This window comes from Caulobacter sp. HJHS_5, from assembly GCF_056683955.1.
Map to the genome: position 1 here is coordinate 84,043 of NZ_JBWZNC010000005.1, position 25,115 is coordinate 109,157.

The 25,115-nt window shown below is 68.7% G+C and carries 28 protein-coding genes; 14 read left to right on the forward strand and 14 right to left on the reverse strand.

Features of this window, described 5'->3' with window-relative positions:
* Window positions 1-3: 3 nt before the first annotated feature.
* From ilvN to miaA, 3 genes are all read right to left on the reverse strand, one after another.
* Window positions 4-552 carry an acetolactate synthase small subunit gene (gene ilvN, locus ACFLIT_RS10880; RefSeq protein ID WP_479911253.1) on the reverse strand — a complete coding sequence of 183 codons (549 nt, stop codon included), beginning with the start codon at window positions 550-552 and terminating at the stop codon, window positions 4-6.
* A 69-nt stretch (window positions 553-621) separates the two neighbouring features.
* Entirely contained in the window at window positions 622-2,439 is a 1,818-nt protein-coding gene (locus ACFLIT_RS10885) for an acetolactate synthase 3 large subunit (protein WP_479911519.1), read from the reverse strand.
* A gap of 253 nt (window positions 2,440-2,692) precedes the next feature.
* Complete coding sequence (gene miaA, locus ACFLIT_RS10890) at window positions 2,693-3,604, reverse strand: tRNA (adenosine(37)-N6)-dimethylallyltransferase MiaA (protein ID WP_479911254.1); 912 nt, start codon at window positions 3,602-3,604, stop codon at window positions 2,693-2,695.
* Window positions 3,605-3,632: 28 nt separating this feature from the next.
* Here miaA and serB point away from each other — a divergent pair, with 28 nt between their 5' ends.
* Window positions 3,633-4,493: a phosphoserine phosphatase SerB gene (gene serB / locus ACFLIT_RS10895; protein ID WP_479911255.1), complete on the forward strand. Its 861-nt coding sequence runs from the start codon at window positions 3,633-3,635 to the stop codon at window positions 4,491-4,493.
* 2 nt (window positions 4,494-4,495) lie between these two features.
* Window positions 4,496-5,164 (forward strand): HAD family hydrolase, encoded by a 669-nt coding sequence (locus ACFLIT_RS10900; protein WP_479911256.1) that lies wholly within the window; start codon window positions 4,496-4,498, stop codon window positions 5,162-5,164.
* A 2-nt stretch (window positions 5,165-5,166) separates the two neighbouring features.
* On the opposite strand, the gene ACFLIT_RS10905 is transcribed toward ACFLIT_RS10900, so the two are convergent.
* Both ACFLIT_RS10905 and ACFLIT_RS10910 read right to left on the reverse strand, forming a co-directional pair.
* The gene (locus tag ACFLIT_RS10905) at window positions 5,167-5,535 is read right to left on the reverse strand and encodes a type II toxin-antitoxin system VapC family toxin (RefSeq protein WP_479911257.1); all 369 of its coding nucleotides are present in this window, start codon (window positions 5,533-5,535) and stop codon (window positions 5,167-5,169) included.
* Window positions 5,532-5,726, reverse strand: a complete 195-nt coding sequence (locus tag ACFLIT_RS10910; protein WP_479911258.1) for a type II toxin-antitoxin system VapB family antitoxin — start codon at window positions 5,724-5,726, stop codon at window positions 5,532-5,534. Before ACFLIT_RS10910 ends, ACFLIT_RS10905 begins: the two co-directional genes overlap by 4 nt.
* Before the next feature lie 96 nt (window positions 5,727-5,822).
* Here ACFLIT_RS10910 and ACFLIT_RS10915 point away from each other — a divergent pair, with 96 nt between their 5' ends.
* Window positions 5,823-5,969 carry a hypothetical protein gene (locus ACFLIT_RS10915; RefSeq protein WP_479911259.1) on the forward strand — a complete coding sequence of 49 codons (147 nt, stop codon included), beginning with the start codon at window positions 5,823-5,825 and terminating at the stop codon, window positions 5,967-5,969.
* A gap of 29 nt (window positions 5,970-5,998) precedes the next feature.
* Here ACFLIT_RS10915 and ACFLIT_RS10920 read toward each other — a convergent pair whose 3' ends face one another.
* The 3 genes from ACFLIT_RS10920 to ACFLIT_RS10930 all read right to left on the reverse strand — a co-directional run bounded on the left by ACFLIT_RS10920 (window position 5,999) and on the right by ACFLIT_RS10930 (window position 8,556).
* Complete coding sequence (locus ACFLIT_RS10920) at window positions 5,999-6,400, reverse strand: hypothetical protein (RefSeq protein ID WP_479911260.1); 402 nt, start codon at window positions 6,398-6,400, stop codon at window positions 5,999-6,001.
* Between the two features lie 86 nt (window positions 6,401-6,486).
* Window positions 6,487-7,506, reverse strand: a complete 1,020-nt coding sequence (gene ilvC, locus ACFLIT_RS10925; protein ID WP_479911261.1) for a ketol-acid reductoisomerase — start codon at window positions 7,504-7,506, stop codon at window positions 6,487-6,489.
* Between the two features lie 168 nt (window positions 7,507-7,674).
* Window positions 7,675-8,556: an RcnB family protein gene (locus ACFLIT_RS10930; RefSeq protein WP_479911262.1), complete on the reverse strand. Its 882-nt coding sequence runs from the start codon at window positions 8,554-8,556 to the stop codon at window positions 7,675-7,677.
* Window positions 8,557-8,665: 109 nt separating this feature from the next.
* On the opposite strand from ACFLIT_RS10930, the gene ACFLIT_RS10935 reads away from it, so the two are divergent.
* The 5 genes from ACFLIT_RS10935 (at window position 8,666) to ACFLIT_RS10955 (ending at window position 12,210) form a co-directional block, all read left to right on the forward strand.
* A complete protein-coding gene (locus tag ACFLIT_RS10935) occupies window positions 8,666-9,217 on the forward strand; it encodes a DUF924 family protein (RefSeq protein WP_479911263.1) in 552 nt (183 codons plus the stop codon).
* Between the two features lie 248 nt (window positions 9,218-9,465).
* A complete protein-coding gene (locus tag ACFLIT_RS10940) occupies window positions 9,466-10,323 on the forward strand; it encodes a thymidylate synthase (protein ID WP_479911264.1) in 858 nt (285 codons plus the stop codon).
* A gap of 10 nt (window positions 10,324-10,333) precedes the next feature.
* Window positions 10,334-10,843 carry a dihydrofolate reductase gene (locus ACFLIT_RS10945; protein ID WP_479911265.1) on the forward strand — a complete coding sequence of 170 codons (510 nt, stop codon included), beginning with the start codon at window positions 10,334-10,336 and terminating at the stop codon, window positions 10,841-10,843.
* Between the two features lie 295 nt (window positions 10,844-11,138).
* Window positions 11,139-11,645: a hypothetical protein gene (locus tag ACFLIT_RS10950; RefSeq protein WP_479911266.1), complete on the forward strand. Its 507-nt coding sequence runs from the start codon at window positions 11,139-11,141 to the stop codon at window positions 11,643-11,645.
* 127 nt (window positions 11,646-11,772) lie between these two features.
* Window positions 11,773-12,210, forward strand: a complete 438-nt coding sequence (locus ACFLIT_RS10955) for an MliC family protein (protein WP_479911267.1) — start codon at window positions 11,773-11,775, stop codon at window positions 12,208-12,210.
* Between the two features lie 16 nt (window positions 12,211-12,226).
* Here ACFLIT_RS10955 and ACFLIT_RS10960 read toward each other — a convergent pair whose 3' ends face one another.
* A complete protein-coding gene (locus ACFLIT_RS10960; protein WP_479911268.1) occupies window positions 12,227-12,556 on the reverse strand; it encodes a hypothetical protein in 330 nt (109 codons plus the stop codon).
* A gap of 122 nt (window positions 12,557-12,678) precedes the next feature.
* Window positions 12,679-13,371, reverse strand: coding sequence for a TerB family tellurite resistance protein (locus ACFLIT_RS10965; RefSeq protein WP_479911269.1), 693 nt, complete (start codon window positions 13,369-13,371; stop codon window positions 12,679-12,681).
* A gap of 35 nt (window positions 13,372-13,406) precedes the next feature.
* Here ACFLIT_RS10965 and ACFLIT_RS10970 point away from each other — a divergent pair, with 35 nt between their 5' ends.
* Window positions 13,407-17,024 (forward strand): hydantoinase B/oxoprolinase family protein, encoded by a 3,618-nt coding sequence (locus ACFLIT_RS10970; protein ID WP_479911270.1) that lies wholly within the window; start codon window positions 13,407-13,409, stop codon window positions 17,022-17,024.
* 10 nt (window positions 17,025-17,034) lie between these two features.
* Window positions 17,035-17,766, forward strand: coding sequence for a hypothetical protein (locus ACFLIT_RS10975; protein WP_479911271.1), 732 nt, complete (start codon window positions 17,035-17,037; stop codon window positions 17,764-17,766).
* Here the strand turns inward: ACFLIT_RS10975 and ACFLIT_RS10980 are convergent.
* Window positions 17,750-19,075, reverse strand: coding sequence for an MFS transporter (locus ACFLIT_RS10980; RefSeq protein ID WP_479911272.1), 1,326 nt, complete (start codon window positions 19,073-19,075; stop codon window positions 17,750-17,752). The two genes, ACFLIT_RS10975 and ACFLIT_RS10980, sit on opposite strands and share 17 nt — an antisense overlap.
* A gap of 168 nt (window positions 19,076-19,243) precedes the next feature.
* On the opposite strand from ACFLIT_RS10980, the gene ACFLIT_RS10985 reads away from it, so the two are divergent.
* On the forward strand, window positions 19,244-20,314 hold the full coding sequence (locus ACFLIT_RS10985) for a beta-propeller fold lactonase family protein (protein WP_479911273.1): 1,071 nt from the start codon (window positions 19,244-19,246) through the stop codon (window positions 20,312-20,314).
* A gap of 39 nt (window positions 20,315-20,353) precedes the next feature.
* The gene (locus tag ACFLIT_RS10990) at window positions 20,354-21,334 is read left to right on the forward strand and encodes an NHL repeat-containing protein (protein WP_479911274.1); all 981 of its coding nucleotides are present in this window, start codon (window positions 20,354-20,356) and stop codon (window positions 21,332-21,334) included.
* Window positions 21,335-21,434: 100 nt separating this feature from the next.
* Here ACFLIT_RS10990 and ACFLIT_RS10995 read toward each other — a convergent pair whose 3' ends face one another.
* Window positions 21,435-21,743: a TehB family protein gene (locus ACFLIT_RS10995; protein ID WP_479911275.1), complete on the reverse strand. Its 309-nt coding sequence runs from the start codon at window positions 21,741-21,743 to the stop codon at window positions 21,435-21,437.
* Window positions 21,744-21,750: 7 nt separating this feature from the next.
* Complete coding sequence (locus tag ACFLIT_RS11000) at window positions 21,751-22,194, reverse strand: group III truncated hemoglobin (protein ID WP_479911276.1); 444 nt, start codon at window positions 22,192-22,194, stop codon at window positions 21,751-21,753.
* 167 nt (window positions 22,195-22,361) lie between these two features.
* On the opposite strand from ACFLIT_RS11000, the gene ctaD reads away from it, so the two are divergent.
* Complete coding sequence (ctaD, locus tag ACFLIT_RS11005) at window positions 22,362-24,017, forward strand: cytochrome c oxidase subunit I (protein WP_479911277.1); 1,656 nt, start codon at window positions 22,362-22,364, stop codon at window positions 24,015-24,017.
* An 84-nt stretch (window positions 24,018-24,101) separates the two neighbouring features.
* Entirely contained in the window at window positions 24,102-24,557 is a 456-nt protein-coding gene (locus ACFLIT_RS11010) for an Rrf2 family transcriptional regulator (RefSeq protein ID WP_479911278.1), read from the forward strand.
* A 23-nt stretch (window positions 24,558-24,580) separates the two neighbouring features.
* On the opposite strand, the gene ACFLIT_RS11015 is transcribed toward ACFLIT_RS11010, so the two are convergent.
* Window positions 24,581-24,943: a DUF488 domain-containing protein gene (locus tag ACFLIT_RS11015; protein ID WP_479911279.1), complete on the reverse strand. Its 363-nt coding sequence runs from the start codon at window positions 24,941-24,943 to the stop codon at window positions 24,581-24,583.
* Window positions 24,944-25,115 lie beyond the last annotated feature (172 nt).

Sequence of the window (25,115 nt, forward strand, 5' to 3'; positions counted from 1 at the left end):
CCTCTACATGCCTTCGGCGCCCCGCTCGATGGAAAGCACCCCCGTGCGGGAGAGTTCCACCAGACCCATGGGGCGCATGAGTTCGACGAAGCTGTCGATCTTAGACGGCGCGCCGGTGAGTTCGAAGACAAAGCTCTGGGCGGTGGTGTCGATCACCCGGGCGCGGAAGATATCGGCCACGCGCAGGGCCTCGACGCGATCGCCGCCCTCGCCGCGCACCTTGATGAGGGCGAGTTCGCGCTCGACGCCGTTGGGATCGCGGGTGACATCCTGCACGCGGCGGACGGAGATCACCTTCTTGAGCTGCGCCTCGATCTGTTCCAGCACCTGCTGGGTGCCGCGGGTGACCACGGTGATGCGGCTGGTGTGGGCCCGCCGGTCGGTCTCGGCGACGGTGAGGCTCTCGATATTGTAGCCGCGGGCGGCGAACAGGCCGACGACGCGGTGAAGGACGCCGGGCTCGTTATCGACCAGCAGGGCGAACGTCGCGGTGCTTTCGGCCACCTTGGCTCCTGGCATGTCGTAGGCGGATGCGGGCTGGGAGGTGGTCATGACGGCTCCAGGCTGACGGCTTGGCTTAGCCCTTCCCCCGCCGGGGGGGAAGGGCTGCAACCCCAAGTCCTAAACCAGCTTGCGCCCCGCCGCGTCGATCACCGAGCCGAGGTCGGCGTCGTCGGTGGGCAGGATCATTTCGTTGTGGGCCTTGCCGGACGGGATCATCGGCAGGCAGTTCTCGGCCTTCTCGACCCGGCAGTCGAAGATCACCGGGCGCGGGCTGTCGATCATCTCGAGGATCTTGGCGTCCAGCTCGGCCGGGTTATCGCAGCGGATGCCGACCGCGCCATAGGCCTCGGCCAGCTTCACGAAGTCCGGCAGGCTCTCCGAATAGCTCTGGCTGTAGCGCTGGCCGTGCAGCAGTTCCTGCCACTGGCGGACCATGCCCATCCACTCGTTGTTGAGGATGAAGATCTTGATCGGCAGGTTGAACTGCACGGCCGTGGAGATCTCCTGCATGCACATCTGGATGCTGGCTTCGCCGGCGATGTCGATGACCAGGCTGTCCGGGTGGGCCAGCTGGGCGCCGACGGCGGCGGGCAGGCCGTAGCCCATGGTGCCGAGGCCGCCGGAGGTCATCCAGCGGTTGGGCTCCTGGAAACGGTAGAACTGGGCGGCCCACATCTGGTGCTGACCGACCTCGGTGGTGATGTAGGTGTCGCGGTCCTTGGTCAGGGCGTACAGCCGCTCGATGGCGTACTGCGGCTTGATCACCGTCTCGCTGGGCGAATAGCGGAAGCACTGGACCGCGCGCCAGGCGTCGATCTGCGCCCACCACTTGCCCAGGGCCTTGCGGTCGGCCTGGTGGCCGGCGGCCTTCCAGGCGGCGATCAGGTCTTCCAGCACGCTGCCGGCGTCGCCGACGATGCCGAGGTCGACGTGGACGTTCTTGTTGATCGACGAGGCGTCGATATCGATGTGGATCTTCTTCGAGCCCGGCGAGAAGGCGTCGAGGCGGCCGGTGACCCGGTCGTCGAAGCGGGCGCCGATGCAGATCATCACGTCGCAGTCGTGCATCGCGTGGTTGGCTTCATAGGCGCCGTGCATGCCGAGCATGCCCAGCCACGCCGGATCGGCCGCGGGGAAGGCCCCCAGGCCCATCAGGGTGGAGGTGACCGGCGCGCCGACCAGGGCCTGGAACTCGCGCAGCAGTTCGCTGGCGCGGGGCCCCGCGTTGATGACGCCGCCGCCGGTGTAGAAGATCGGGCGCTTGGCGCCGGCGATCATCGCGGCCGCCTCGGCGATCTTGGCCGCGTCGCCCTTGGTCTTGGGCGCGTAGCCGTGCAGCGGACGGGCCGCCTCCGGGCCGACATAGGCGGCCTTGGCGAACTGGACGTCCTTCGGAATGTCGATCAGCACCGGGCCGGGACGGCCGGAGGTGGCGATGTGGAACGCCTCGTGAATGGTGCGCGCCAGGTCCGCCGGGTCCTTCACCAGGTAGTTGTGCTTGGTGCAGGCGCGGGTGATGCCGACGGTGTCGGCCTCCTGGAAGGCGTCGGTGCCGATCAGGTGGGTCGGGACCTGGCCGGTGAAGACGACCATCGGAATCGAGTCCATCAGGGCGTCGACGATGCCGGTGATGGCGTTGGTCGCGCCCGGGCCGGAGGTGACCAGGACGACGCCCGGCTTTCCCGACGAGCGGGCGTAGCCCTCGGCGGCGTGGGTGGCGCCCTGCTCGTGGCGGACCAGGATGTGCTGCAGGCCGCTGTTGGCGCCGACCTTCTCGTCATGCTGGAAGAGCGCGTCATAGATCGGCAGCACCGCCCCGCCCGGATAGCCGAACAGCGTATCGACGCCCTGATCGACGAGGGCGCGCACCACGATCTCGGCGCCGGTCATGATTTCAGGGGCGGTCTGATCGATCTCGTCGATCTCGGAGGGCATGGTGTCTTGGGCTGACATGGCTCGGTCCGTTTGGCTCGGGTCCGTTGGAGCGGAAAATCTGGGCTGAAAAACAAAAAAGGCCCCGGTGGGGGCCTATGCGCGCGACCGATGACGGCGTGACCTCTTGCGGGTCAGTCCGTTGTCGGCCGCTCGGTAAGTACCAGGCTCGCGCGCACGAGTTTTCTCCAAAACCAGAGCTCAGGTGCATGCCACGCCAGCAAGGCGGGGTCAACATGGGTTGTTGCGCAAGAAACTACCTCCACGCCGCCTGTGACGCGGCGGCCTCGCCGAAGGCCTCGACGCGCGTCCATCCGCCCATCTGGTTGCGGAACCAGGTCGCCTGGCGTTTGGCGTAGTTGCGCGTGGCCTGGCGGGCGGCGGCCAACGCGTCGTCCAGCGAGGCCTCGCCGGCGACGCAGGCGGCCAGTTCGCGGTAGCCGACGGCTTTCAGGGCCGGGAGGGCGGCCGGCAGGTTGCGGGCGGCGAGCGCCCTCACCTCCTCCAGCGCCCCGGCCTCGATCATGCGGCCGAGGCGGGCGTCGCAGCGGGCGTAGAGCGCGTCGCGCGGCGGATCGAGGACGAGGCCGGTCCAGGCGTTCGCGGCGAGCGGGGCCTGGGTTTCGGCCTGCCAGGCGCTGAGCGCCCGGCCGGTGACCTCGGCGACGGCCATGGCGCGGATCAGGCGCTGGCGATCGCCGACTTCGATGCGGGCGGCGGCGGCGGGATCAAGGACGGCGAGGCGGGCGCGGAAGGCGGCTTCGCCCTCCGCGTCGAAGGCGTCGGTGCGAGCCTGGCGCTCGGCTTCGGAGACGGCGGGGGTGTCGGCGAGGCCGTGGGTCAGGGCGCGGAAGTAGAGGCCGGTGCCGCCGACGACGACGGCGGGACGGCCGCGCGCGGCGATGTCGTCCAGCGCCGCCAGGGCCGCCGTCTGCCAGCGGCCGACCGACCAGGACTCGGCCGCGTCGGCGACGCCGAACAGGTGATGCGGCGCCCGGGCCTCCTCTTCCGGGGTCGGACGGGCGGTGAGCACCGGCAGATCGCGATAGATCTGCATGGAATCGGCGTTGACCACTTCGGCGCCACACTGCTCGGCCAGAGTGAGGGCCAGGGCGGTCTTGCCGCTTGCCGTGGGGCCGGCGATCAGCCAGATGCGGGGCCGCTCCAATATTGTCTCGCTTGAATACGGAAACTCGATGTTCGCTCTTACCCTCGTCAGCCCCGATCCCGAAGCCGTCGAGGAGGCTCGCAAGCGCCTGGTGCTGCACTCGGGCGACGCGCTGGGCCCCGGCGCCCTCGACTATGTGGTCAAGGACGACATGGCGACCTGGACGGATCGCGCGCAGCGCGGCGTCGAGGGCCTGCCGGTCGACTGGTGCCTGCAGCCCGAGGCGGGGCGCAAGAAGCGCCTGCTGATCGCCGACATGGACTCCACGATCATCAACGTTGAATGCCTGGACGAACTGGCCGACTTCGCCGGCAAGAAGGCCGAGATCAGCGCCATCACCGAGCGCGCCATGCGCGGCGAGCTGGAGTTCGAAGGCGCGCTGCGCGAGCGGGTCGGCATGCTGAAGGGTCTGTCGTCCGGCGCGCTTCAGCAATGCTACGACGCCCGCGTGCAACTGAACCCCGGCGCGGCCGTCGCCGTGAAGACGATGGCCGCGCACGGCGCCTACTGCATCCTGGTCAGCGGCGGCTTCACCTTCTTCACCGACCGGGTCTCCGCCGCCGCCGGCTTCCACGCCAGCCGCGCCAACAGCTTCATCATGGAGGGCGATACGCTCGCCGGCGCGGTGGGCGAGCCGATCCTCGGCAAACAGGCCAAGCTCGACGCCTTGTTGGAGGAAACCGCGGTGCTCGGCCTGACGCCGTTCGAGGCCGTGGCCATCGGCGACGGCGCCAATGACCTGGCGATGATCGAGGCCGCCGGGCTGGGCGTCGCCTACCGCGCCAAGCCGGTGGTGGCCGCCCAGGCCGACGCCCGCATCGACCACTCGGACCTGACCGCCCTGCTCTACTTCCAGGGCTATCGCGCGAGCGAGTTCGCCGAGGCCTGAGCGTGACCTCGCCGTTCCCCCGCGTTCCGCGGGCCGTCATCTTCGACATGGACGGCCTGCTCTGCGACACCGAGGCGCTGTATCGCGACGTGATGACCGCGACCGTGGCCGAGATGGGCCACGAGATGCCGATGTCGCTGTTTCTCAGCCTGGTGGGCATGCCCGCCCTGGTCGGCGACGCACGGGTGCGGGACCACCTCGGCGAGACCTTCGACGTCACCGCCTGGCGCGGCCTGGTCTCCGAGCGGGTGGCCGCCGCCTGCGCCGTGGGCATCGCCCTGAAGCCGGGGGTTATCGGGATGCTGGACCGGCTCGACGCCGTGGGCCTGCCACGCGCCATCGCCACCTCGTCGGGTCACCCGGCGGTGGTGGCGCACCTCGGCCCCAGCGGCATCCTGCCCCGCTTCGACGCCGTCGTCGCCGACGGCGACTATGCGCGCGGCAAGCCCGCGCCCGATCCCTATCTCGTGGCCGCCCAGCGGCTGGGCGTCGCGCCCGAGTTCTGCCTGGCGCTGGAGGACAGCTACAACGGCGTGCGCGCCGCCTCGGCCGCCGGGACGATGACGGTGATGATACCCGACCTGCTGGAGCCGACGGACGAGATGCGCGGGCTGACGGTCGCCATCGCGCGGGACATGCACGAAGTGGCGGGGTGGCTAGCGAAGGCGTGAGTTCAGGGTTCGAAGACCCGCAAACCCAAGTCTCGGGCAAGAGCTTCAAGGCGGCGATCTTCAGTCCATAGCTGATTGGCCGGCGCAAGCGCTGAAGACGCCAGAAGATGGACGTCGGTATAGCCGACGCCGCGGCCGGACAGGCGACGCTTTTCGATCATCGCCATCACCTCCGCGTGGCTGGCGACGGGCGCTTGCGGCATACGCTCGAACCAGCCCAGCGTCGCGTTCCGGGTGGGCAGATTGCCCATCGCCAATTCTCCGGCGACAAACGCGTGCATGGCGACGCGTCGCGCCGACAACAGCTCGCGCAAAAGCGGGCGGTCGGCTCGAAAGTGCGCGACCCAGATCGAGGTATCCGCGAGGATCAAAATTCAGGGCGCCGGCGTGGCGGCACATCCAGATCCGGCTGCGAACCGCCCAGCAAGGCCAACCGCCGCGAGGCCTCAATCTCCACCAAGGTCTTGAGCGCCTTCCGTAGAAGCGCCGTCTTCTCGGTGATGCCCGTCATCTCCTGGGCGTCGGCGACGAGGTCGTCGTCGAGAACCACGGTAGTGCGCATGGGAGCGTCTCCTAAGGCATCAAATATGTCATCAAATGGCGTCCATTTCAATGCGCCGAGCGTCCGGAGGCGCCAAAACTAGGCAAGAAGGCGGTCGTGAAAGACACCACGTGTCTGGCCGGTGAGATGCGGACCTGGGCCGACGAGCCCGAGCTTACCCGCATCTTGGTGAGCCACGGCGACGTGATTGAAGAGGCGCCTGGCGGAGCGCTGCGAATGGCGGCGGCGGGGCTGACGGCTTAGTAGGAAGGAGGCATCTCAGTTGGCGTCGCTCATAGCCAACCGCCGGTAGTCGCCATGCCATACATGAGCGCCGCCATGAGCGCGATCCAGGTGTTGACCACGCCCCAAACCGTGAATTCCAACTGAGCTTTTGGGTTTCGGACCCATGCGGCGACGGCGAGCGCCACAGTTGCGATCAGGACACCAATGACAATTGGACCGGCCCAGGGTGAATGACTGGGCGTGTTGACGTCGCGCTCGGTAAGAGCGCTCCAATAGGAAAGAAACACCCAAGGTAGCGAGATGCCCAGAAGCCAAATAACGAGCTTGCGGAACTCGGGCCTTCGCCGCCAACGTCCGAATACAAGCCAAAGCACAAAGGCCAGAGGAAGGACCACCCCGGGGCCCGCAAACGCGATCAACAAGGTGAAGAACGGCGCGAAGACTTCCATACGTCCAAGCTATGCGAGACGCCCAAAAACAAAAAGGGCGGCCGAAGCCGCCCTTTCCGTTCGTTCGCTGGGTGCGATGAGACCGCTTAGTTGCGGGCCTTGTCGACCAGGGCGTTCTTGGTGATCCACGGCATCATGCCGCGCAGGCGTTCGCCGACCTGCTCGATCTCGTGCTCGGCCGCGCGGCGACGGGTCGCCTTGAAGCTGGGGGCGCCGACGGTGTTTTCCAGCATCCAGTCGCGGGTGAACTTGCCCGATTGGATGTCTTCCAGCACGCGCTTCATCTCGGCCTTGGTTTCCGGCGTCACGATGCGCGGGCCGGTCACGTACTCGCCGTACTCGGCGGTGTTCGAGATCGAGTAGTTCATGTTGGCGATGCCGCCTTCGTAGATCAGGTCCACGATCAGCTTCACTTCGTGCAGGCACTCGAAATAGGCCATTTCCGGCGCGTAGCCGGCTTCCACCAGGGTTTCGAAGCCGGCGCGGATCAGCTCGACGAGGCCGCCGCACAGAACGACCTGCTCGCCGAACAGGTCGGTTTCGCACTCTTCACGGAAGTTGGTCTCGATGACGCCCGAGCGCCCACCGCCGATGGCGCTGGCGTAGGCCAGACCGAAGTCCATGGCGTTGCCGGTGGCGTCGTGATGCACCGCGATCAGGCAGGGCACGCCGCCGCCCTTGAGGTATTCGCCGCGCACGGTGTGGCCCGGGCCCTTCGGGGCGACCATCAGCACGTCGACGGTGTTCTTCGGCTCGATGAGGCCGAAGTGGACGTTCAGGCCGTGGGCGAACATCAGGGCGGCGCCGTCCTTGATGTTGTCCTTGATGTCGTTGAGCCAGATTTCGCGCTGCAGCTCGTCCGGCGCCAGGATCATGACGGCGTCGGCCCAGGCCGAGGCTTCGGCGACGCTCATGACGCGCAGGCCGTCGGCTTCCACCTTCTTGGCGGTGGCCGAACCGGGACGGAGCGCGATGACCACGTCCTTCACGCCCGAGTCCTTGAGGTTCATGGCGTGGGCGCGGCCCTGCGAGCCGTAGCCTACGATGGCGATCTTCCTGTCGAGGACGCGGGCGAGGTCGGCGTCGCGGTCGTAGTAGACGCGCATGATCTTGTCTCCAGACAGGTAGGTCGGCGGTTGCTGGCGCAACGGCTCGGTTCGAAAGCCGCGCTTAGGAGCGGCTTTTTGCCGTTTCGTCAAGGGAACGGGTCCGATTAGGAGACAAAAAAGCCCCAGGGAATGAACCCCGGGGCTTCGTTGTGGCGAGCGCGCCGCTTACCAGAAGACGCCGTAGTAGACGCTGAGCACCTGACCGGTCCAGGTATCGACCAGGATGGCGTCGGAGCCGGCCCGAACCCATTCGCAACCGATGGGCGGCATGGGCAGGCCGTACATCATCCAGTTCAAGTAATAGGAAACTCCGAACCAGGCGCGCGGCAGGTAGTCGCCGAACCGCCAGTTGTAGGCGTAATAGCCGACCGGCGGACGCCAGACCGGGGCCCGGAAACGCTGCGGCGCGCGATAGCTGGGACGCCACATGCGCTGGTCGAACCGCTGGCGACCCCGATCGCGGTCGCGAAGCTGGCCGCCGGGGCGGAAGCCGATGCCCGGACGATTGCGATCGAACTGGCCGCCGTTGAACTGCTGCCCCGGACGCCCGTCGAAGCGCCCGCCGTCGAAGCGATCATCGCGCCGCGGGTCGTTGCGGCGTAGATCGTTACGGTCTGGGCCATTGCGATCGGGGCCGCGCTGGTCGAAGCCCGGCCGCTGCTGGTCCTGCCCGCGCGGGTTGAAGCCGGTCTGGCCCGGCCTCCGCTGATCGGGGCGGGGATCGGCGCGATCCGGACCGCGCTGGCGATCCGGCCCGCCCGAGAGGCCTCGGTCGGGTTGCGGCTGGGCTTGCGGCCGCGGCGCGGGCTGGGATCGCTGCTGCTCCGGGGTACGGCCGTTGCGCGGCCCGGGCATGTCGCCCCGACTGGGCCGGTCGCCTCGGTCGAACGAGCCCCGGTCCGGCCGTTGGAAGCCGCCGCCGCCCTGTTGCGCGGCGGCGCCCCCTCCGCGATCGCCACGGGGGCCGCCTCGGCCCTCCCCGCCACGACCTTCCTGCGCGAACGCCGACCCGCTGGCGAGCAGGGTCAGGACGAGCGCAGACGTCACTACGCGTTTCATCTGTCGAACACTCCGAAGGACGAATTGTCCCTTGATGGAAAGTGTTAACGCTGCACGGCTGAACCGGACTTGAACGGAATCGGGCTATCAGGAGGCCATGGCGAGCCCCCAGGACGTGATCACCTTCTGGACCCATGCCGGCCCGAGCAAGTGGTTCCGGGGCGGTCCCTCGTTCGACGAGGCGATCCGGCTGCGCTTCGAGCCGGTGCATCACGCCTGCGCGCGCGGCGAGCATGACGACTGGGCGGCGACGCCCGACGGCGCGCTGGCCTTGCTGATCTGCCTCGACCAGTTCCCGCGCAATCTCTATCGCCGCTCGGGCCACGCCTTCGCCACCGACGGCAAGGCCCGCGCCGTGGCCCGGGCCGCCATCGCCGAGGACTTCGACACCCAGGTCGAGCCGGAGCTGCGGCCCTTCTTCTACCTGCCGTTCGAACACTCCGAGGACCCGGCCGACCAGGCGCTGAGCGTCACCCTGTTCGAGGCGCTGCACGACGACACCGGCGATGAGAACAGCCTGAAGTGGGCGGTGAACCACAAGGAAATCATCGACCGCTTCGGCCGCTTCCCCCACCGCAATCCGGCGCTCGGCCGCGAGACGACCGAGGAGGAGCAGGCGTATCTGGACGAGGGCGGGTTCGCGGGGTGACCACGGTTAGCTGTCTTCTGAGGTCGTCATGCTGAGCAGGTCGCGCAGGCGGCCGTGTCGAAGCACGCACAGCAGCGCCGCCTTGCGTGCTTCGACACGCGCCTGACGGCGCTGCTCAGCATGACGAAGGATTGGGTGAGCAACTAGCTGTGGACGATCGCCCTTCTCCACAGATCAGTGACCTTCCGCCGCTAACCCTTCGTCGGCCGAATCGGTAGACGCTGAAGCGTCTTCGCAGGGTAATGCCCATGTCCGCCCCCACGCCGCACATCGTCGCGATCGAACCGACCGTCTCGGCCGACCCGACGCATCCCGAGCACCAGTACCTCGCCCTTCTGCGCGACATCCTGGAGAACGGCGTCGAGCGGGGCGACCGCACGGGCGTGGGCACCAAGGGCGTGTTCGGTCGGCAGATCCGCTTCGACCTGTCGCGCGGCTTCCCGATGCTGACCACCAAGCGCCTGCCGATGAAGGCCATCGCGCTGGAGCTGCTGTGGTTCCTGCAGGGCTCGACCAACGTCAAATGGCTGCAGGAACGGGGCTGCACGATCTGGGACGAATGGGCCGACGAGAACGGCGACCTCGGCCCGGTCTATGGCAAGCAGTGGCGTTCATGGGCGGCGCCGGACGGGCGGCAGATCGACCAGATCGCCCAGTTGGTCGAGAACCTGAAGGTCAATCCGAACAGCCGCCGCCACGTGGTCAGCGCCTGGAACCCGGCCGATGTCGAGGACATGGCGCTGCCGCCCTGCCATTGCCTGTTCCAGTTCTTCGTGGCCGACGGCAGGCTGTCGTGCCAGCTCTACCAGCGCAGCGCCGACGTGTTCCTGGGCGTACCCTTCAACATCGCCTCCTACGCCCTGCTGACCCTGATGCTGGCGCAGGTGACCGGCCTGAAGCCGGGCGAGTTCGTGCACACCTTCGGCGACGCGCACCTTTATCTGAACCACCTGGACCAGGCCCGCGAGCAGCTGAGCCGCCAGCCCTATCCGTTCCCCGAGCTGAAGATCCTGCCGCGCCGCGACCTCTTCGCCTACGAGCTGAGCGACTTCGTGCTGGAGGGCTACCAGCACCATCCGCACATCAAGGCGGACGTGGCGGTCTGAGGGCCGGAGCATGACCCCCCTCGCCATCGTCGTCGCCCGGGCCAGCAACGGGGTGATCGGCCGCGACGGCGGCCTGCCGTGGCGGTTGAAGTCGGACTTGGCGCTGTTCAAGCAGCACACCTTCGGCAAGCCGGTGATCATGGGCCGCAAGACCTGGGACAGCCTGCCGAGAAAGCCCCTGCCCGGCCGCATGAACATCGTGCTGACCCGCGACGGCGCGTTCGAGGACAAGGGCGCCGTGCCGGCCGACAACTTCTCCGAGGCGCTGCAGATCGCCCGCGAGGAGGCCGCCGACGATGGGGCCGAGGAAGTCTGCGTGATCGGGGGGGCGGGCGTTTTCGCCCTGGCGCTGCCCAAGGCGCGCCGACTTTACCTGACCGAGGTGGACGCCGCGCCCGAGGGTGACGTGCGGTTTCCGTCTTTCGACGAGGCCGAGTGGAGCGAGGTCGAGCGCCGCGCATATCCCGCCGGTTGTGACGACGACCACGGATTCATCTTCCGGGTGCTGCAACGTCGCTAAAAAGGGCCGAATTGCGGCAAATGTAAGATTTCAAAACCCTGTTATCCCACTAAGATGCTGATGGGGTTTGGGGTTTGAGATGATGAAGGCTTCGGCCGTCATCCCTATCGGGGCGCCTTTCGCCCGCGTCGCCGACGACGCGGGGCGACTGGTCGTTGCTCAGCACTCTCCCCATTCCCGGCAAGCTCCTCGCGCCGCGCCCAGGTGCGTTGCGGCGTTCGGCCTGCCCCTCGTCAACGCCTCCGGCGCGATGCGCCCGAGCCCAAGTTCAGAAGACCCAGGAAGGAAGAAGTCCATGCGTGTCCTCAGCGTCGCGGCCGTCGCCGCCCTCGTCGCCGCTCCCGCCTTCGCCCAGGCCCCCGCCGTTCCGGCCGCCCCTCCCGCCGCCGCCGAAGTGTTCCAGGTGCTGCGCCCGACCGACAAGACCATGACCTGCGAGCAGATCAGCACCGAAGCCAACATGCTGAACGCGGTGATCATGCAGCAGCAGCAACAGAACGCGGCCGCCCAGCAGCAGGCCGCCGCCGCCGAACAGAAGAAGGCTCAGGGCCGCGCCGTCGCCGGCCGCCTGCTCGGCCTCGGCGCCGCGCTCGGCGGTCAGGCCGCGATGATGAATGGCGCGCTGTCGAGCCCGGTCGGTCGCGGCCTGTTCAGCGCCGCCAACCAGATGGCCGCCTCGGCCGCGCAAGGCGGCGCCCCGGCCGCCAACGCCGCCGCAATGCCGGCCATGCCCGCCACGGTCAGCCCTGAGCAGCAGCGCATGAACATGCTGCTGGCCAACTATCAGACCAAGGGCTGCTGATCGCTCCAGGCCGATCGCCGTCGTTGGGGGCCCCCGGAAGCGATTCCGGGGGTTTTCCTTTGGCGGCCGGGCGGAACCGAGCCGCTTACGGCGGAGTTTGTTCAGCTTCGAAGGGAGCGGACAAGACATGCGCAAGGTGACCATGGCCGCGGCGCTGCTGGCGACGGGCGGCTTGATGCTCGCGGGATGCGGCGAGAAGAAGGGGGCGTCGGCGCCCCCCGAAGCCCCGAAGACGGCCGAGGCCGCCGCGCCCGCGGCCCCCACGACCACAGAGGTCGATTACCGCTGCAGCAACGGCAAGACGGTGAAGGCTGTCTACGACAACGCCAGGTCGACCGAGGCCAAGGCGAGCCTGACCATCGACGGCATGACCTATGTGACGACCATCGCCATCTCGGCCTCGGGCGCGCGCTACACGGGCGAGAGCGCGCCGACGGCGGGTCGGCGGCTCACCTGGTGGACCAAGGGCGATACCGCCGACTGGTACGAGAGCCTGCTGAGCGCGGGCGACGCCCAGGGCCTGCAGCCGGTGGCCAGTTGCACGAAGGTGGGCGCGGCCGGTTGATCCGGCGGCGAGGCGCCTAAGCGCGGTCGCGCCAGCCGTAGGCGACCCAGGAGTGGCCGCCGACGTTGCGGGCTTCGATCAGGTTGGGATCCGAGGGGGCGCGGGCGCGCACCGTGCGGCGGGCGCGCATGGCCAGGCCGGCGAGCGCCAGGAGGGCGCTGGACATCAGCGCGATAACCACCACGGTGGCCGCGAAGAACACCGCCAGAACCGCACCGATCGCCGCCGCCGCGAGGGTGGCGACGAGGCCGCCGATCCACGCCAGGCCCTTGAAGGCCGGCTGGGGCGGGAGCTGTCGGGATGAAGAGCCTTGGGCCATCACGATCCTGCAATGTTCCTGGCGCATGGCAACAAACGCCAATCTCCAAGTTGGGCGCCCGTGAAGCGCGCGTCAACCGATCGCGATCCTCGACTCCGGAAATTCCGCGTGATCGTCGCCAAAATGCCGCTTATTCGGGCGCTTACGACCTAGGCCGCGCCCAGGGCCAGTTCGCGCCGCTCGCGCATGGCGGTGTCGAAGGCGGCGTTGATGGAGGCGGCCTTGGCTTCGGCCACCTCCACGAACTCGTCCGGCAGCCCGCGCGCGCGGGCGCGGTCGGGGTGCGCCTCGGACAGGGCGCGCTTCCAGGCGGTGCGCAGGTCGTCGTCCGAGACGTCCGGCAGGGCGCCGAGCACCACATAGGGATCGTCAGGCCCGGCGCCGATGTGGGTGGCGGTCAGGCGGCGGAACGACAGGGGCGACAGGCCGAAGAGATGGGCGACGCGCTCGAGGTAGCTCAGTTCGTCATGGCTGACGGCGCCGTCGGCCTTGGCGATGTGGAACAGGCCGTCGAGCACATCCTCCAGCAGCTGCGGGCAGGTGCGATAGCGCTTGGCCAGACGGCGGGCGTAGCTTTCGAAGCCGTGGGTGGTCTGCCGCGCCAGGTCGTACAGGCGATGGACGTTGGCCTCCGAGCGGCGATCCGGCTGGAACACCTGGGCGAAGGCGGCGAATTCATCGTGGTCGGCGTGGCCGTCGGCCTTGGCCAGCTTGGCGCCCAGGGCGGTGACCGCCGTGGAGAACGCGGGGTCGCGCCCGGGCAAGCCCGGGGGACACTCGGTGCACTCCGCCGCGTCAGTCGCGCGCGCGGCGAGGCTTGCAATGTTGCGCCAGAAGGTCATGGGAACGAGGTTGAGCTTAGGACCGTGGCGCGATCATGACAACTGCAACAGCTGCGGGTGGAGAAGGCTGGACCTTCTGGATCGATCGCGGCGGCACCTTCACCGACGTGATCGGCCGCGATCCGCAAGGCGTCGAGCACAGCCGCAAGCTGCTTTCCGCCTCGGCCGCCTATGAGGACGCAGCGGTCGAGGCCATGCGCCGGCTGCTCGGGGCCGAGGCCGGAGCGCCCTTCCCGGCCGAGCGGGTGGCGGCGATCAAGATGGGCACGACGGTGGCCACCAACGCCCTTCTGGAACGCAAGGGCGCCCGGACCCTGCTGGTGGTCACGCGCGGCTTCGCCGACGCCCTGACCATCGGCGATCAGGCGCGCCCCGACCTTTTCGCCCTGTCGCCGGAGCGGCCGGCGCCGCTGCAGGCGCGGACGGTGGAGGCCGACGAGCGGCTCGGCGCCGACGGGACGGTGGTGACGGCGCTGGACGAGCGGGCGCTGGCCGCCGAGCTTATTCAGGCGGTCGCGGACGGCTTCGAGAGCGTGGCCGTCGCCTTCCTGCACTCCGACCTCAATCCCGCTCACGAGATCGCCGCCGGGCGGCTGGCGTCGGCGGCCGGGTTTCAAACCGTGGTGCTGAGCCACGAGGCCTCGCCCCTGCCCCGCTTCATCCCGCGCGCCGAGACGGCGGTCGCCGACGCCTACCTGACGCCGGTGCTGCGCCGCTATGTCGAGCGGGTGGCGGGCGCGGTGGCGGGCGCGCCGCTGTGGTTCATGACCTCGGCGGGCGGGCTGGTGCGGGCCGATGCGTTTCGGGGACGCGACGCCGTGCTCTCCGGCCCGGCCGGCGGGGTGGTGGGCGTGGCGCGGACCACGGAAGCGGCGGGCGCCACGGCGGCGCTGGGTTTCGACATGGGCGGCACCTCGACCGACGTCTGCCGCTACGCGGGGACGCTGGAGCGGCGCGACCAGGCGCGGGTGGCCGGGGCCAGGCTGCGCAGCCCGATGCTGGACGTGGAGACCGTGGCCTCCGGCGGCGGCTCGATCCTGGCGTTCGACGGCTTTCGCGCGCGGGTCGGCCCTGCCAGCGCGGGAGCCGACCCGGGGCCGGCGGCCTATGGGCGCGGCGGACCGGCGACGGTGACCGACGCCAACCTGGTGCTGGGGCGGCTGGACCCGGCGCACTTCCCGCCGATCTTCGGGCCACGGGGCGACTCCCCGCTGGACGTGGCGGCGGCGCGGGCAAGGCTGGGCGAACTGGCGACGGCGATGGGGGCGGATAGCGCGGAGGCGGCGGCCGAGGGCTTCCTCGCGGTCGCCGTCGAACAGATGGCGCAGGCGGTGCGACGCATCTCCACCGAGCGCGGGTTCGACCCGCGCGACCACGCACTGGTGGCCTTCGGCGGGGCGGCGGGCCAGGTGGCCTGCGACGTGGCCGAGGCGCTGGGCGTCACCGAGGTGCTGAGCCCGCGCTACGCGTCGCTGCTGTCGGCCTGGGGGATCGGGCAGGCGCGGGCGCGGGTGCTGCGGCAGGCGGGACTGGAGCGGGCGCTGGATGAGGCAGGGCTGGCGGCTGCGGGCGACCTCGCCGGGCGCTTGGCCGAGGACGCTCGGGCGGGATTGGCGGCGCAGGGCGCGGCGGCGGGTGAAGCTCAGCTGCGGTTGCGTCTGCGGTACGAGGGTTCAGACGCGGCGCTGCCGGTGGCGTTGGGCGGGTTGGCCGAGGCGACGGCGGAGTTCGAGGCGGCGCACCAACGGTTGTTCGGATTTGTCGAGCCTGGGCGGACGGTGCTGATCGCGTCGGTGGAGGTGGAGGCGACCGAACCCCTCTCCCTTGATGGGAGAGGGGCAGGGGTGCGGGTGAATGCGGCGTCGGACGGACCAAAGGACGCTTTGCAGAACCCAACCTCGGCAACCACCCCCACCCCTGCCCCTCCCCCATCGAGGGGGAGGGAAATTGAAACGGTGAACGCCCCGCTTGAAGGCCCCGCCCTTGTCGTGCGCGGCGACACCCAGATCGCGGTGCTGGCGGGTTGGCGCGCCACGGTCGAGGCGGACCAGCTCGTGCGCCTCGTCCGCACCACGGCCGCTTCCGCTCAAACCCTCGACGCCAGCAAACCCGATCCCGTCACCCTGGAGCTGTTCAACCGGCGCTTCATGGGCGTGGCCGAGGCGATGGGGGCGGCGCTGGAGCGGACGGCGCAGTCGGTGAACATCAAGGAGCGGCTCGACTTTTCCTGCGCCCTGTTCGACGCCGACGGCGGACTGGTGGCCAACGCCCCGCACATGCCGGTGCACCTGGGCAGCATGGGCGCCAGCGTGCGGGCGGTGCGCGACCGGCATCCGACCTTGCGGTCCGGCGACGCCTTCGCCCTGAACAACCCCTACGCGGGGGGCACGCACCTGCCGGACATCACGGTGGTCATGCCCGTGTTCGTCGAGCCCGACGCCGAGCGGCCGACCTTCTATGTGGCGGCCCGGGGCCACCACGCCGACGTCGGCGGGGTGCAGCCCGGCTCGATGCCGCCGTTCTCCAAGACGCTCGACGAGGAGGGCGTGCTGCTCGACGCCCTGCCAATCCTGCGGGACCACGTCTTCCTCGAGGCCGAGGTGCGCGCGGCGCTCGCCTCCGGTCGCTGGCCGGCGCGCAATCCCGACCAGAACGTCGGCGACCTGAAGGCCCAGATCGCCGCCTGCCAGGCCGGGGGCGAGGCGGTGGCCCGGATGATCGCGGCCTGGGGCGGCGAGGCGGTGGCCCGCTACATGGGCTTCGTGCAGAGGAACGCCGAGCAGTCGGTGCAGCGGGCGGTCGGCCGGCTGAAGAACGGCAAGGCGACGGCGCCGATGGACGGCGGCGGCGAGATCGCCGTCGAGGTGACGGTCGACGCCGCGGCCGGGACGGCGGTGCTCGACTTCACCGCCTCGAGCGACGAACTGGCCTCGAACTTCAACGCCCCGTCGGCCATCGTCGACGCCGCCGCGCTCTATGTGTTCCGCACCCTGGTGGACGACGACATCCCGTTGAACGCCGGCTGCCTGGCGCCGCTGGACATCCGCGTTCGCCCCGGCTCGCTGCTGGCCCCGCGGCCGCCGGCGGCGGTGGTGGCCGGCAACGTGGAGACCAGCCAGCACGTGGTCGACGCCCTCTATGCGGCGCTGGGGGTGATGGCCAACAGCCAGGGCTCGATGAACAACTTCACCTTCGGCGACGCGCGGCGGCAGTACTATGAGACCCTGTGCGGCGGGGCCGGGGCGACGGCCGGACGCGACGGCGCCAGCGCCATCCACACCCACATGACCAACTCCCGCCTGACCGACCCGGAGATTCTCGAACGGCGCTTCCCGGTGCGGGTGGAGCACTTCGGCGTGCGGGCCGGTTCGGGCGGCGCCGGCCTGCATCGCGGCGGCGACGGGGCCCGGCGACGCATCCGCTTTCTGGCGCCGCTGGAGGCCGCCCTGCTGTCGACCCGGCGGGAGCACGCGCCGCAGGGGATCGCAGGCGGCGGGCCGGCTGTGGCCGGGCGGCAACGCTTGATCCACGTCGATGGGTCTATAGAGGAACTTCCGGGCTGCTTTTCCGTATCTGTAGCCGTCGGCGAGGCCATCGAGATCGAAACCCCGGGGGGCGGAGGTTTCGGGGCGCCGGCCTCGCCCGATGTTTGAAGGATCTTCGATGCCGCGTACCCTCCTTGTCGCCCTGGCCGCGCTCGGCGTCGCCGCTTCCGCCACCCTGCCCGCCATCGCGCAGGACGGCCCGATGGCGACCTCGCCCGAAGCCCCCCGGCCGGTCTTGCCGCCGCCGACCGAGCGGGCCGAGCCGACCGAACCGACCGAGCCGGCCGCCCCCGCGGCGCTGGGGCAGTCGGCGGCCTCGGCCCCGACCGACGACTACGGCTATGTCGCGTGGTGCTATGGCGCGGTCGCCGGTTACGTCGATCTCTACGACGACGCCATGCCGGAGGTGACCCGCATCGAGCGCGCCTTCCCGACGCCCTCGACCGAGGACAACATCAACAAGGTCTATCCCGAGCAGCGCGACGCCGCGAAGGCGAGCCTGATCGTCTACCAGGACGCCATGACCGCCGCCGAGAAGGCGAGCCCGCAGCCGATCAATGTGCGCGGCGGCCAGGCCGTGAACCGCGGCCGCAGCGTCTGGGCCGCCGCCTCGACGGTCGGCAAGGCGCAGCTCGGCCAGTTCTGGATGGGTTGGGCGCCCCCGGCCGACTGCGACACACGCGCCAAGACCCTGCTGACCCGCTCGACCCTGTTCGGCCAGGCGCTCAGCTTCAACGCCGAGGCGGCGCCGCCGGCCGAAGCCGCGCCCTCGCCCGCCGCGAAGGACGACTTCGGGCCGCCCGACATCGAAGCCCTGCGGGCGGCGCTGACGCTCAGTCCTCCGAAATGAGGCTGTGCCGCCGCGTGTCTCGCATCGTCAAGGCGACGAGCGTGGCGACGGCCATGACGGCGGCGACGTAGAAGAAGAAGCCGCTCTCCAGGCCGACGTCCTTGAACCATAGGGCGACGTATTCGGCCGTGCCGCCGAACAGGGCGTTGGCGAGCGCGTAGGGCAAGGCGACGCCGAGGGCGCGCACATGGGCGGGATAGAGCTCCGCCTTCACCAGGCCGCTGATGGCCGTGTAGCCGCTCTGCACCACCAAAGCGGCGAAGATGGCCAGCGAAGCGACGACGGCGCTGGCCGTCCCGCCCACGATTTTGAACACCGGATAGGCGATGATCGCGCCGACGCCGAAGGCGACGACCAGCATGGCCTTGCGGCCGACCCGGTCGGAGAGCGCGCCGATCAGCGGCTGGATGGCCGCGAAGGCCACCAGGGTGGTGAGGTTGATCGCCCCGGCCGCCTCCTTCGAGAAGCCGGCCGTATTGACCAGGTATTTCAGCATGTAGGTGGTGTAGGCGTAGAAGCCGAGCGAGCCGCCCGCCGTCAGCAGGAAGATCATCGCCGTCTCGCGCGGGAACCTGGTGAACAGCAGCAGGGCGTCGCCCCGCCCCTTTTCCTCGCGCGCCGCGGTGAAGGACGCCGACTCCTCGAGGCCGCGTCGGATCCAGAAGACGATCACCGCCAGGACGGCCCCGACCGCGAAGGGAATGCGCCAACCCCAGTCATGCAGCTGATCCGGGGTCAGGATCTGCTGCAGGACGACGAGCACCACGGCCGCCACCAGCTGGCCCATGATCAGGGTGACGTACTGGAAGCTGGACCAGAAGCCGCGCCGCTTCCGGCCGGCCATCTCGCTCATGTAGGTGGCGCTGGCGCCGTACTCGCCGCCGACCGACAGGCCTTGAATAATGCGGGCGATCAGCAGGACCGCGGGCGCGGCGACGCCGATCTGGGCGTAGCTGGGGATGAAGGCGATGATCAGCGAGCCGAAGCACATCGCGCCCACCGCCAGGGTCAGGGCGGCGCGGCGGCCGGCGCGGTCGGCGTAGATTCCCATGATCCAGGCCCCGAGCGGGCGTGCGAGGAAGCCGAGGGCGAAGACGCCGGCGGCCTGCAGGAACTGGGCGGTCTGGCTGCCCTTGGGAAACAGGGTGCTGGCGAAATAGATGCTGAAGGTCGAGTAGACATACCAGTCGTACCACTCGACCAGATTGCCGGCCGAGCCGCCGAGGATGGCCTTCAGCCGGGCGCGCGGGGTCAGGGGCGTCAGCACGACGGCCGGCGTCTCGTCGGCCCCGATCTCGGTCGCGCTCATCGGCCGCCTCCCGCCCCAATCCAGCCGCGATAGTGGCGCTGTTGGCGGACGCCCCGCAACCCGTGGGATTCGGCCCGGGCGGCCCGGATGAAATGTTCTGAGACTTTCATCCAAGGCCGCTCGACGGCTATGCTAGACGCAACTGAGAACAAAGACGGAGAAACGCCCGTGACGTCCATTCAACGCCTGCTCTCGGCCTCGGCCCTGACCGCGCTCTCCGCCGCCCTCGTGGCCTGCGGGCCCGCCGAGAAGACGGCCGAGGCGCCCGCCGCGCCGGAAGCCGCCAAGGGGTACAATGTCTACGTCACCAACGAGATCTCCAACGACCTGACCGTGATCGACGGGGCGACCAACAGCGTGGTCGCCACCGTGCCGGTGGGCCAGCGCCCCCGCGGCGTGCGCGTCAGCAAGGACGGCAAGACGCTTTACATCGCCGTTTCCGGCTCGCCGATCGGCGGCCCGGGCGTGGACGAGGACACGCTGCCGCCGCCGGACAAGAGCAAGGACGGCATCGCCGTGTTCGACGTGGCGAGCGGCAAGGTGCTGCGGACCATCACCGGCGTTTCGGACCCCGAGCAGATGGACGTGACGCCGGACGGCAAGCTGTTCATCTCCAGCGAGGACACCTCGACCGCCGTGGTGGTCGACGCCGCCACGGGCCAGAAGCTGGCCGAGGTGAAGACCGGCGACGAGCCGGAAGGCGTGAACATCAGCCCCGACGGCAAGTATGTGTTCGTGACCTCCGAGGCGCACGGCGAGGTGACCGTGATCGACGTGGCCAGCCTGAAGCCGCTGGGGAACATCAAGGTCGGCGATCGCCCGCGCAACACCCTGTTCTCGGCCGACAGCAAGCGCGCCTATGTCTCGGGCGAGAACGACGCCAGCATCGCGGTGATCGACGTCGACAGCCGCCGGGTGGTCAACACCATTCGCCTGGCCGACAAGACCATTCGCCCGATGGACATGCAGCTGAGCGCCGACGGCGGCCAGCTGTTCGTCACCGGCGGCCGCGCCGGCAAGGTGGCGGTGGTCGACGCCAAGGCCCTGAGCCTGACCACCAGCATACCGGTCGGCCAGCGGCCGTGGGGCCTGGCCAAGAGTCCCGACGGAAAGTTCCTGTACGCCGCCAACGGCCCCTCCAACGACGTCTCGGTGATCGACACCGCGACGCTGAAGGTGGTCGCCACCGTCAAGGCCGGCACGCGGCCCTGGAGCGCCGTCGCCGTTCCCAAGCCGTAAGACGCGTTAGTCTCGCCCAACCCGAAGAGAGGTTCCGACATGAAAACGATTGCCGCTGCTTCCCTTGCCGTCCTCCTGCTGGGTGGGACCGCTATCGCCCAAGCTCCTGCCCCGGCCGCACCCGCCGCGCCGCAGCCGTTCACCGCCGGCCGTCCGCTGGGCGTGGTGGACGCCGCCACCGGCGCCTACACGCCCGCCACCTCGAACGTGAAGATGTACGGCGCCCTGGTGAGCACCGAGAGTTGTTCGTACGACCCGACCCGCAATCTGATCCTCGCTCCGGGCCGTGGGGCCAACCAGACCCAGGCGCAGAACGACGCCTTCGTTTCGCTGATCAACCACGACGGCTCGGTGCATACGCCCAAGTGGATCGGCTTCAACCGCAACGGCCTGACGCTGAACGAGCCCTACGGCAGCGACGTGATGAACGGGAAGCTGTACCTGGCCGACCGCGACGGCGGCACGACGCCCAACGAGCCGAGCGTCTCGGTAATCCGCATCTTCGACCTGGCCACCGGCGCTCCGGCCGGCGAAATCCGCTCGCCCGACGTGGCCTGGATCAACGACATCGCGGTGGCGAAGGACGGCACGATCTACGGCTCGCAGACCGGCAATCCGCAGCGCATCGTGAAGATCACGCCGGACGGCAAGACCTCGAACTTCCTGGAAGCGCCGGTCGTGAAGTCGCCGAACGGCGTGGCCATCGACAACGACGGCAACATCGTGGTGCTGAACATGGCCACCGACGAAATCCTGACCGTCTCGCCGGCCGGACAGGTGCTGAAGACCGAGCATGCCGCCATGCCCGGCAACGACGGCATCGTCATCATGAAGGACGGCACCAAGTACACCTCGAGCGTGCAGCGCGGCGGCGTCTCCAAGATCGTCCCCGGCAAGCCGGCCGAACTGATCGCCAGCGGCATCCCGGCGGCGGCGTCGATGTGCTACGACCCGGTCGCCAACCAGCTGGTCATCCCGATGAACGCCAACAACGGCATGGCGTTTATCAAGCTGCCATGATCGCGAGGGGCGGCCGTCGCGAGGAGGCCGCCCCCAAGCCCGGATCACGCCGACGAGCAGGTTCGGCGTCTGGAAGCGCGCTGCGTGCCGCCGCCGGAAGCTATCTCTCAGGCGCGCCCTCCAGCCGGTGAAACTCCACGAAGAAGCGCACCGGCCCCAGCGGTTCGACCTGGTGCAGGATCGTCGGCTCGACGACGCCCGGCGGCCGTTCCGGCGTGAGGACCACCGAGGACTCAAGCCGGCGGGAATCGACCACCCGGTAGGCGAGCCGCCCTTCGAGGACATGGATCAGCGCCCAGGCCCCCTCCTTGGTGGTGTGGGCCTTGAGAAGGCCCGGCGGGACCGTCACTTCGGTGAAGACGTCCGTGCGCCGGTAGGGCGTGGCGTTTGTGGGCAGCCGCGTGTTCATGACGCCCTCAGGCTCTCAGCCTCTCGCCGGCGGTGGGCAGTTCCCCGCGGCTGACCGCGATGCCCAGCTGCAGGCTTTTGGCGATCATTTCGGACTTGGCGACGAACAGGGCCGCCGCCTCGGGCGGGCACAGCGCTTCCACCGTCTGCCGGAAGAGATGCAGCCACCGCGCGAAGTGGGTGGGCCGAATGTCCTCGATCCGTGCATGGGCCGCCATCGGCGATCCCTTGAAGCGGCCGGTCATCAGCAGCACCGATGACCAGAAATCGCACATCTTCGCCAGGTGGGCGGGCCACTCCTCGTCGGGGATGGCGCGGTTGAAGACCGGCCCGATGGCGGGGTCCTTGCGCACCACGGCGTAGAAGCCGTGCACCACGGCGTGGATCATCTCCTCGGTCACGCCCACGGCCACGCCCGGCCCCAGACGGCTCCGGTCTCTTTGGGTCGGCATCACGCATCTCCTGCGAAAGTCGCTCAAACATGTATTTATCATACTTGTTTGGGCCGGGCGACGGCGCCAAGCGCAAATCGGGCGCCGCTTAAAAGAAATATATTTCATACATCTTTGATTGCGTGATGGCTTAGCCTCCGCCCGAAAGTTCCCTCGGGGTGAGAAAGATGACCACGACGCTGGCGCGAGGCGCCCATGACCACGCGGACGGGAAGCCCCCCTTCCTGGTGCGCTGGCTCTTCTCGACCAACCACAAGGACATCGGCGTCCTCTACATGGTCTTCGCGATCATGGCGGGGGTTCTGGGCGGGGCCCTCTCGGGACTGATGCGGTGGGAGCTCTACGAGCCGGGCGTGCAGGTGTTCGGCGAAGGGTCGTGGCTCAGCCAGCTGGGCGTCTTCGAGGGCAAGCACGGCTTCAATGTCGTGGTCACCGCCCACGCCCTGATCATGATCTTCTTCACCGTCATGCCGGCGCAGATGGGGGCCTTCGGCAACTACTTCCTGCCGCTGATGATCGGGGCGCCGGACATGGCCTTCCCGAGGATGAACAACGTTTCTTTCTGGCTGCTGGTCGCGTCCTTCGTGCTGCTGATAAGCTCGATGTTCGTCGACGGCGGACCCGGCCACGGCGCGGGCACTGGCTGGACGCTCTATCCTCCGCTGTCGACGACCGGGCATTCGGGACCGTCGGTGGACTTCGTCATCCTCGCCATCCACGTCGCGGGGGCGAGCTCGATCCTGGGCGCGATCAATTTCATCACCACCATCCTCAACATGCGCGCGCCGGGCATGACGCTGGCGCGGATGCCGCTGTTCGCCTGGTCGGTGCTGATCACCGCCTTCCTGCTGCTGCTCACCCTGCCGGTGCTGGCGGGCGCCATCACCATGATGCTGACCGACCGCAACTTCGGGACCTCGTTCTTCAACCCGAACGGCGGCGGCGACCCGATCATGTACCAGCACCTGTTCTGGTTCTTCGGCCACCCCGAGGTCTACATCATGATCCTGCCGGGGTTCGGCATCGTCAGCCACGTGGTGGCGACGTTCTCCAAGAAGCCGATCTTCGGCTACATGGGGATGGTCGCGGCCATGGCGGCCATCGGCTTCCTCGGCTCGGTGGTCTGGGCCCACCACATGTTCAGCGTGGGCATGGGCATGGCGCTCTCGGCCTATTTCTCCGCCGCCTCGATGGTCATCGCCGTGCCGACCGGCATCAAGGTGTTCTCATGGGTGGCGACGATGTGGGGCGGCTCGATCGACTTCAAGACGCCGATGCTCTGGGCGATCGGGTTCATCTTCGTGTTCGTCATCGGCGGGGTGACCGGCGTCGCCCTGGCCAGCGCGGCCTTGGACCTGACGTTCCACGACACCTACTACGTGGTGGCCCACTTCCACTACGTGCTGTCGCTCGGCGCGGTCTTCAGCATCTTCGCCGGCTTCTACTACTGGTTCGAGAAGGTCTCCGGCGTGAAGTACAACGAGACGCTCGGTCGGCTGCATTTCTGGATCTTTTTCATCGGCACAAACCTGATCTTCTTCCCGCAGCATTTCCTCGGCCTGCAGGGCATGCCGCGCCGTTACGTCGACTATCCGGACGCCTTCGCGCTGTGGAACAAGGTCTCCTCGATCGGCTACGTGGTCATGGCGATCAGCATGGGGTTCTTCTTCATCATGCTGCTGGAGGCTTTCATCCGCCGCCGCAAGGGCGTCGCCAATCCTTGGGGCGAAGGCGCCACCACGCTCGAATGGACTCTCTCCTCACCGCCGCCGTTCCACCAGTACAACGAGCTGCCGGTGTTCGTGGACGACCGCCATCCGTAGCGGCGACAAACAGCGGGCCGGCGGCAGGGCGGGTGTGGTAGGCTGCCGCCCTGTGTCGACGCTTGCGGGGAAAACACAAGTCGAATGCGGCTGACGGTCTATACGGATTATGCGCTGCGCACCTTGATGTACGCGACGCTGCATCCCGGCCGGCTCTCCACCATCGGGGAGATCGCCCAGGCCTACGCCATCTCCCGCAACCACGTCATGAAGGTGGTCCACGAACTCGGCGTGGCCGGCTACATCGAGACCGTGCGCGGCCAGCAGGGGGGCATCCGCCTGGCGCGCCCGCCCCACGAAATTCGCCTGGGGGACGTCGTTCGTCGCACCGAAGGCGTCGCCGGCCTCGTGCCGTGCATGGAGGCGGCCCAGCACGGCTATTGCGCCATTGCGCCCGCCTGCAAGCTCAAACGCGCGCTTACCCAGGCGTCCAACGCCTTCTTCGACACGCTCGACGGGTTCACCCTCGCGGACCTGACGGACAATCGCGATGTGCTGAACGATCTGCTTCAGCGGACGGAAGAAAGGGTCGCGGGCTGACGGTCGGACCGCGAGGCGCCGCTCTATTCCTGCAGGAACTCCGCCAGGACCCGAGCCTGGTTGTGAAGCTCGTCCTTGGCCCCATAGAGCAGGGTCACGCGGCCCGGCCCAAGGGCGCGCAGGGTGGCGACCGCCGGATTGCTCGCCAGTTCGGCCCGGTATCGTTCACGGAACACCGGCCACCGGGCCGGCTGGTGGCCGAACCAGCGACGTAGTTCCGAACTGGGCGCCACGTCCCGCAGCCAGAGATCGAGAGCCGCGTCGGCCTTCTTCAGACCGCGAGGCCATAGCCGGTCCACCAGGACGCGACGTCCGTCGTCGGGCGCGGGGGGAAGATAGACCCGCCTGATCTGGAAATGCGGCGCGGCTTCGGGATGTGGAGGCATGACGGACCGCCCTTTCAGCACGTCAGTTTGCGACGGGCGGCGGGACAGGCAAACCAATCGTCTTGCGATTTCCCAGCAAGAAATCTGCAGTGAGGGCGATCGCTCCGATTAAAGCGAAATAATTGCACTGAATCAGCAATAGCATTCGCTTGATTGCGGTAAATAGCACCCT